The sequence below is a fragment of the Pseudomonas fontis genome, from assembly GCF_028656955.1.
Lineage (GTDB): Bacteria > Pseudomonadota > Gammaproteobacteria > Pseudomonadales > Pseudomonadaceae > Aquipseudomonas > Aquipseudomonas fontis.
This window is the reverse complement of sequence record NZ_JAMDGY010000146.1, coordinates 1-7817: the sequence shown is the minus strand read 5'-3', so window position 1 is coordinate 7817 and position 7817 is coordinate 1. Positions and strand designations below refer to the sequence as shown.

The window sequence follows — 7817 nt, the reverse complement described above, 5'->3', positions numbered from 1 at the left end:
GGGCAAGACGGTATCTACAGTACGCAGCGCTGCTGCTGAACGATTGGCTTCACCCCAGGCGCTTCCAGTCTTCCTCGGTGAGGTGGGTGCGCAGCAGCAACCAATGCACCGTTTTGCCATTCACGTGCGGGAACGGCGCGGTGTGCTGGATCAACTGCTGCAAGTCGGGCTGCTCATCACACCGCCACAGCCCGGGCCACGGGCACGGGGTGCCCGAGGGGTACATCCAGCCAGGCCTGCGCTTGGCCAGCTCCTGATCAGGAAAACGCTGGTCGTGACGCTGGTAACGAGCATGCATGACCAGCGCCGCAGGATAGAACCGCGCCACACGATAAGGGGTGTCATCAATGCCCCACAGCACCGTCACCAGCGCGGCTTCCAACGCCCAATAGCCGAAAAAGCCGGCCTCGGCATGCTGGTGCCGATCATGCCAGTAGCAGCCTTTCACGCTCGCCGGCCAATGGCTCAGGTACTCGGTCAGAGCATTTACGCCACGCTGCTCGGCGTAATCAAGGCCGGGCAGCAGGTGTTCGAAGGCCTCCGGGAACAGCAACGGGCCGCCGTTGAAGGTTTGATCGAGACGGCTGAACAACTGGTGCAGCAGTTCATCTTGCGCCTGCTCATCCTCGCGCTCGGTCCAGTGGGCAATGTCGGCAATGCGAGTTTCAAGGCCAAAACACACGGCCAGGGTCAGCAGCCAGAGGATGTACTGATAGTGGTCGCGGTCCCAGGGTTTGAGCTTTTCTGCGGGGTGGCGGCGGAAAAACGTTTCGAACTGGACAAACGTGTACTGCGCGTAGCTGGCCACGCGTTCCAGGTGTTCGCCGCCGGAATAGCGTTGCAGGGTCAACTCCAGCGCCATGCAGGCGAAGTCCCATTGCAGCCCGCGGCTGTGGCTGGCGTCGCGCCGAGGGTCGTCGAGCAGGGCGAGCAGTGCCGGGTCGGCGAGGTCGGCTTCTTTGCGGGTGCTGGAGTGCAGGTAGGCCTGTTCGCTCAGCAGGGGCTCGCGGCGGGTCTGGTCGAAGTGGCTCATGGCTGGGGGGTGGCTCCGTGGTTGGCGCGGGCGTGGTCGACGAGGTCCTTGGGGTAGTACGGCAGTTCGCGGTAGGGGGTGTCGTCGATGTTCCAGAGCAGGGTGACCATGCCTGCTTCGAAGGCCCAGTAGCCGAAGAAGCCGCTGGCCGGGCGCTTGTCGCGGCCGTGCCAGTAGCAGCGGCGCAGGCAGGAGTACCATTGCTTGAGGTAGCGAGACATGTGCAGTTGTTGCTCCGGGCCGGTGCTGTTGAGCACGCTGAACAGTTCGCTATAGGGCCGTTTGTGCAGTATTTCGCCGGCCTTGAGCGGTGCGCCGACGCGGGCGAACAATCGGCTGAGCAGGGCATCTTGTGTGCCGTTGGGTGCGCAGCTGATCCAGGAGGTGATGTGCGCAATGCGTTCGGGCATGTCGAACAAGGTGGCCAGGGCGAGTAGCCAGAGGATGTACTGGTAGGCGTCGGGCTCTTGCGGTTGCAGGCAAAAGTCCGGGAAGGACTGTTGATGGCGAGCGAACTGGGCGAACACCTGTTCGGCAAACGGGCCGAGGTCTTCGATGGGCTCGCCGCCGGAGTAGCGCTGGATCAGCAGTTCGAGGTGGGAGAATACCCAGGACCAGCTGATTGACCGCTGCTTCTCGTAGTCTTTGGATTTTTTGGCGAGGTAACGGATGACATCGACCTCGACGTAGTTACCTTGCTTGAGTTTGACGGAGGTGCGGTACGCCGACTCCTGCATCAGCGGTTCGCGCTTGGTGTTGTCGAAATTGCGCATCTCAGGTCCTTGGGGAAGATGAGTTGTTGTGTCGGGTTACGCGTGACGGACCGACCCTCAGTGAGTTCTTTGTAGAATCCCTGTCAGCAAGAGTGCAGATAGTTAATGGTTTTGCCTGCGGAGCGATGTCAGACGGATCCTTGCCCTAGGTAGGTAATTTCCCAATCAGTGTTGCGGGGTTGTTTCGGTATGGGCGTAGGGGGTTGCATGGATTGCTTATGCAGGGGTGTTGCTGTTGATTGTGCGGTTACTTATGGGGCGTCAATTAGACGGTCTTTGGGGAAATGGCCAGCAACATGCTTGGCGCGAGCGTAATCAACTAAATCTTTTGGGTAATAGGGGAGATCGCGATAATTGGAGTCGTCTACATTCCAGAGCACAGTGACCATACCGGCTTCGAATGCCCAATACCCAAAGAATCCGGCAGACTGACGCCGGTCTCTTCCGTGCCAATAGCAATTCTTCATATTGCTATACCAATGTTTAAGGTATCGACTTATAAGTTGTTGCTGTGTGTCTCCGGTAGCATTCAGTGCAGCTTGAAGTTCTGCATAGGGCTTTGTATGAATGAGCCTTCCACAAGGGTAACTAACTCCGGCGCGGGCAAACAGTTGAAATAACAGTGGGTCGTGATTTTCTTCAGGCAGATGATTCACCCACCTTGCAATATTAGGCATTCGCTCCGGTATATCGAATAATGTGGCTAGGGAAATCAACCATAAAATATACTGATATGCATCAGGCTCCCGCAGTTCCAACGTGAAATTAGGAAAGTCAGACTTGTGGCGTTCAAACTGGGAAAACATATGCTCGGCATAGTTTTTCAAGTCTGAAATAGGTTCCCCTCCAGAGTAAAGCTGTATCAGCAACTCAAGTGCTTGACTCGCCCACTGCCAACTACGTCGCTGTCGATGAATCTCATTGCTTGGCTCTTTATCTAATGCGGATTGTAATTCTCTATCAAAATAAAATTCTTTCTTGAACATTATCGAGTCAAGGTAGGCGTTTTCATCCAGCAGTGGCTCACGTCTTTTATTTTGCATCAGCTGTCACCTGGATTTAGCTTGTAATGATTTAATTGCATTTGCACTTTCATCTAGCTCGATTACTTTCGCAACAGATCCATTCTCGTCGACTACCAGAATCCAGCGAGAATAACCGCCAGCAGTTATATTTTCAGTTGTTCTCTGGTCAATTACGTCAGGGAGTCTTTGGGTTATCCACCTATCACTCATTTGCTTGGAAGCCGGGTACCCCGCACTCCCCTTCGTCGTCGGCAAACTCCCCGCCGAAAATTGCCCCCCCGGTCCGGTACTTGGTCTCCGTCACGATATACGGCGGTGGCGGCTTGGCATTCTTTCCAGACTACGTGGCGGCTTCGAATGCGCGCCGGTTAAATTACCTTTGTCAGTCGCCATGTAACTTGGCGACCGCTGTCTGTAGGCAAGGTTATTCCCCGGCTAAAGGTTTGTGGGCCTACAGCCCAGTCGTCACATATCCAAACACCTGTGCAGGGGCACTCTTCTCCCGATTTGGCGGTCATTCCCGGGGCGCCAATTAGGCAGCCTTGGGTGAAGTGGTCAGCTACATGCTTGGCGCGAGCATAGTCCACCAAGTCTTTTGGATAGTAAGGGAGATCGCGATAAACAGTATCGTCAATGTCCCACAGGACGGTTACCATTCCTGCTTCAAATGCCCAGTAGCCAAAAAAGCCAGAATCATTGATTTTATCTAGGCCGTACCAAAAACAATTTTTCATATTTTTGTACCAATTTTTCAGATACCTACACATTAGTTGTTGCTGTTCGTCTGCACGAGAATTTAGAGCGTGCTGTAGTTCTAAGTAGGGTTTTTGGTGAATTAGAGTACCGCCAGCCACATGGGTCCCTGCTCTTGCGAAAAGCTGGCTTAGCAACAAGTCGTGCCCGTCTTCGGCTGAGCTACCGACCAACGCGGCAATATTGGATACTCGTTCAGGCATGTCGAACAAAACCGCCAGAGAAAGCAACCATAGGATGTATTGGTACGCGTCTGGCTCCCATGGTTTTAAGGAAGAATTTGGGAAGTCCAGTTTGTGTCTTTCGAACTGATCGAATGTATGTTTTGCATAAGGCTCCAGCTCATTTATTGAGGCGCCTCCAGAATAGAGTTGTATGAGAAGTTGAAGTGCCTCTGAAGCCCAATCCCAACTTCGTCCCTGTTTGTATGACGCATCCTCAGACTTTCCTTCTAATGCAGAGTCCAATGTGCGATCAATGAAATATTCTTTTTTGAATTTGATTGAGTCCATGTGCTGAGACTCATCCAGCAAAGGTTCTCTTTTTGTTGCGCTGAAATCATTCATCGAAATTTCTCATGGCGGAATGTTTCAATGGCGTTAGCTTCAGTATCAAGTCGGATGGCGCAGGTTGCTCCTCCACCCTCATCTACATCCAATAACCAACGATCAGCTCCCGCGCTCCCCACCGATCCCCCGACATATCGGGATGTCTTCCAGACTGCGTGGCGACCTTGAGTACCTACCTGTTTAAATGACCTTTGTCAGTCGCCATGTAACTTGGCGGCCGCTGTCTGTGGGCAAGGTTATTCCCCGGCTAAAGGTTTGTGGGCCTACAGCCCAGTCGTCACATGTCCAAACACCTGTGCAGGGGCACTCTTCTCCCGATTTAGCGGTCATTCCCGGGGCGCCAATTAGGCGGCCTTGGGTGAAATGGTCAGCAACATGCTTGGCGCGAGCATAGTCCACCAAGTCTTTTGGGTAGTAAGGGAGATCGCGATAAACAGTATCGTCAATGTCCCATAGGACAGTCACCATGCCCGCTTCAAATGCCCAGTAACCGAAAAAGCCTGAGATAGGGCGCTTATCACGGCCGTACCAATAACAGCTTTTCATATTCTGATACCAGTGCTTCAGGTAGCGGCCCATCAGCTGCCGTTGTTCATCACCCGAGGTGTTTATAGCTGCTTGCAGCTCTGAATAAGGTTTGTCATGAATGAGTTTATCACCGTGCACTTCAGCCCCAGCACGCGCAAAAAGCTGTCGTAATAGTGAGTCCCTACCTTGTTCCGACGTGTCACTGACCAAGCTCGAAATTGCGGCGACACGCTCAGGCATATCAAACAAGACGGCCAGAGAGAGTAGCCACAGAATATATTGGTACGCATCAGGCTCCCATGGCTCTAGGTGAAATTCAGGAAAATTAAGCTTGTGCTGTTCAAAAAATTCAAACATCCGTTTCGCACAAGGCTTTAATTCTTCGATGTCAACACCGCCAGAATACATTTGAATTAGTAGCTCTAAAAAAGCTGAGGCCCAGTCCCAGCTCCTTCCTTCCCGATAGGAGCGGCTTTCTGACTTGCCCGTCAAAGCATCTTCTAATGTTCTGTTTATGAAACTTTCTGTTTTAAATCTTACAGACTCGGTGTAGAGAGCCTCATCGAGTAATGGTTCGCGTTTGATTTTATCAAAGTCAGTCACTTGCTTAGTCCTTACAAAGAAACTTTTTCGATGGCGCTGGCCATTTCATCAAGAGTTGTAATGCTTTTTACCGTTCCACTTTCGTCTACTACCATCAACCAGCGCTCGTATCCAGCATCTCGTATGTGTTCAGTTTTTTGCTCACCGACCAAATCTACTAGCCTTTTTGAGACCCATCTGTCGCTCATCTGCTTCGCCGCTGGATATCCAGGGCTCCCCTTCGTCGTCGGCAAACTCCCCGCCGAAAACTGCCCCCCGGTCCGGTACTTGGTCTCCGTCACGATATACGGCGGTGGCGGCTTGCCATTCTTGTACACCCCATCGATCCCCCGCCCTATCGGGATGTCCTCCAGGTTGCGTGGCGGCCTTGAGTGCGGCACCAGGTTCTCGTGCCCTTTGCTGCGCATGTAGTTGTCGCTGACGATTTCCCCATAGATACCCTTCCCTTTGCTGCCCAGCGTCGTCGGGTTGATCGTATGGATGTTCGCCCCCGTAATCGGCTCCGCTCCCAGCCGTTGCGGTTGCGGCGGCCCATGTCCCCCAGCCGGGCGCTCGAGAAACAGCGGAGGCATGCCGATGCCCGAACTTACCTTCCCGCCCTCCATGCTCATGACCACCGGCTTCTCGGTCCGCACACCGGCCATGGCGTAGTGCGGCGGCATCTCCAGCACCTGCTCCAACGCCCGCGCCAAGCGCCCATCAAGCTGCTGCAATGCGTGCGGGATCTGCGTAAGCGCATGCCGCTGCACGGCGTAGAAGCGCTGCTCCATGACCCTCAGGCGGTTGAGCACTTCCTTCGAGCGCTCAAGCTGGCTGACCCACGGCGTGCCGCTGATCGAATGGCTCAGGCGCTGAATGGCCGCGATGGCATTGCCAAGAAAATCATCGAGCGTGCTGATCAGCTGCGGTGCGTACTCGCCAAACTTCACCTGCCGCAACAGGGCCAGAATGTCGGCACGGGTGAAGCGCCCCAGGAAGTTGATCAAGGTACTGAGCGCCACCGCGCTTTCACGCATCAGCAACAGCCCCAACGCCCGCAGAATTGCCGAAGCCTGCGTGCCCGCAAGCGCTCCCACGGCGGCCCCGGCTGCCAACCCCGCCGAGCCGATGGCGGCGCCGATCACCGGGGCAATCAGGGTGAACAGGCAGACCGTGAGCAACGCCCATTCCTGCCACTCGGGATGCTGTTCACCCCTCCCGACGGAGGCATCCGTGTAGCGGCGCCCGAGGCGCAAACTCACCGCCGCCAGATCGCGCGCGCTGAGCAGGATCACCACCCCCGGCACGAACGCCACCAGCATATCGGCGATGACCACGCTCAGCGGCCGCTCTTCAACGAACTCGCCATAGATCAGGTCGCGCAGCCAGCGCCCACCGCCCTTCAACGTGTCGAGCATCTTGTCCAGCCAGGGCAGGCTCATGGGCGCACCCCGGCAAGTTGCGTCAGCTCGCGGTCAAAGCCGTCACCCAGCGTGGCCTCGGCCGCTGCGGGGTTGTCCTGATAGGTGATCTCGGCGCGCGTGCCCGGCGCCACACCGCTCAGGCTGCAATAGCCGTTCTGGTCGAGCGTGCCCTGGCGGGTGCTGCCGTCCGAGAGTGTCGCGTTGAATACCCGCCCGGCCATCGGGCTGCTGTCCGGGTACAGCAGGCGAAACTCGATGCCGTCCTGCCCGGGCGGCGCCGGCTCGCCATGCCGGGCCGGCGCCAACTGCTGCAACTTGCCATGCATGACGATGGGCTCGGGGCTGCCGAACTCCAGGCGGCCGTTGCCCAGCCGGATAAAGGCCCCGCCGCAGCTGAGCAGCAGTTCGCGGCTGCTGTCGATGTGCAACTGCCCTTCCCGGCTGCTGATCGACACGTCGCCGCCAGCGCTGAGGGTGAGCTGCTGGCCAACCTGCACGGTCTTGCTCTCGACCACCTGCTCGTGAGCGCCCAGGCCAACGGTGATGTTCAGCAAGCCGCCGACATTGATGGACTTGGCTAGCGCAACGGCCTCGACCGAAGCCCCCAATACGCTTTCCAAGCGCTGGCCGTTGACCTTGATGCGCTCGTCACCCTCGACAGTGCGCGTGCGCTGGCCACTGACGCTCAGCGTTTCGTCCTGGCTGACACTGACGTGACGGTCGTGGCCTATCTCGATGCGCTCGTCGTGCCCGACCCGTTCGCTGCGGTTGTTGCCAATGGCCGTGGTTTCATCGTGCTGGACGTGATTGTTCTGATCCCGCTGCGCATGAATGAACACCTCCTCATGCCCCAGCTCATCCTCGAAGCGCAGTTCGTTGAAGCCCACACCCTTGTGGGTGTGGCTCTTGAGGGTCATGCGGGTCTTGTGCTTGGGCAGTTCGTAGGGCGGCAACTGGTTTGCGCAATAGGTGCGCCCCATGACCACGGGCTGGTCAGGGTCGCCTTGGATAAAGCCCACTATTACTTCCTGACCGATCCTGGGTATCGCCATGGAGCCCCAGGTGCCGCCGGCCCAGCCCTGGGAGACGCGCACCCAGCACGAGCTGAATTCGTTGCTTTGGCTCTCGCG

7 protein-coding genes are annotated in these 7817 nt (G+C 56.4%); all 7 read right to left on the bottom strand.

All coding sequences use genetic code 11. The annotated features are described in order from the left end of the window. Positions 1–49: 49 nt before the first annotated feature. Positions 50–1033 carry a PoNe immunity protein domain-containing protein gene (locus M5G11_RS27345; protein WP_273913447.1) on the bottom strand — a complete coding sequence of 328 codons (984 nt, stop codon included), beginning with the start codon at positions 1031–1033 and terminating at the stop codon, positions 50–52. Beyond that, complete coding sequence (locus M5G11_RS27340; RefSeq protein ID WP_273913448.1) at positions 1030–1806, bottom strand: PoNe immunity protein domain-containing protein; 777 nt, start codon at positions 1804–1806, stop codon at positions 1030–1032. Before M5G11_RS27340 ends, M5G11_RS27345 begins: the two co-directional genes overlap by 4 nt. Positions 1807–2057: 251 nt before the next feature. Continuing rightward, positions 2058–2849, bottom strand: a complete 792-nt coding sequence (locus tag M5G11_RS27335) for a PoNi-like cognate immunity protein (RefSeq protein WP_273913449.1) — start codon at positions 2847–2849, stop codon at positions 2058–2060. Positions 2850–3199: 350 nt separating this feature from the next. Continuing rightward, a complete protein-coding gene (locus tag M5G11_RS27330) occupies positions 3200–4150 on the bottom strand; it encodes a PoNi-like cognate immunity protein (RefSeq protein WP_273913450.1) in 951 nt (316 codons plus the stop codon). A 183-nt stretch (positions 4151–4333) separates the two neighbouring features. Next, entirely contained in the window at positions 4334–5284 is a 951-nt protein-coding gene (locus tag M5G11_RS27325) for a PoNi-like cognate immunity protein (protein WP_273913451.1), read from the bottom strand. Positions 5285–5295: 11 nt separating this feature from the next. Then, positions 5296–6705 (bottom strand): hypothetical protein, encoded by a 1410-nt coding sequence (locus M5G11_RS27320; RefSeq protein WP_273913452.1) that lies wholly within the window; start codon positions 6703–6705, stop codon positions 5296–5298. Further along, on the bottom strand, positions 6702–7817 hold a 1116-nt coding region (locus M5G11_RS27315; RefSeq protein ID WP_273925447.1), incomplete at its 5' end, for a type VI secretion system Vgr family protein. The genes M5G11_RS27315 and M5G11_RS27320, both read right to left, overlap by 4 nt.

Coding starts and splice junctions, on each gene's coding strand:
- M5G11_RS27335 (WP_273913449.1), bottom strand. CDS start 2,849: ATGCAAAATAAAAGACGTGAGCCACTGCTGGATGAAAACGCCTACCTT.
- M5G11_RS27330 (WP_273913450.1), bottom strand. CDS start 4,150: ATGAATGATTTCAGCGCAACAAAAAGAGAACCTTTGCTGGATGAGTCT.
- M5G11_RS27345 (WP_273913447.1), bottom strand. CDS start 1,033: ATGAGCCACTTCGACCAGACCCGCCGCGAGCCCCTGCTGAGCGAACAG.
- M5G11_RS27320 (WP_273913452.1), bottom strand. CDS start 6,705: ATGAGCCTGCCCTGGCTGGACAAGATGCTCGACACGTTGAAGGGCGGT.
- M5G11_RS27340 (WP_273913448.1), bottom strand. CDS start 1,806: ATGCGCAATTTCGACAACACCAAGCGCGAACCGCTGATGCAGGAGTCG.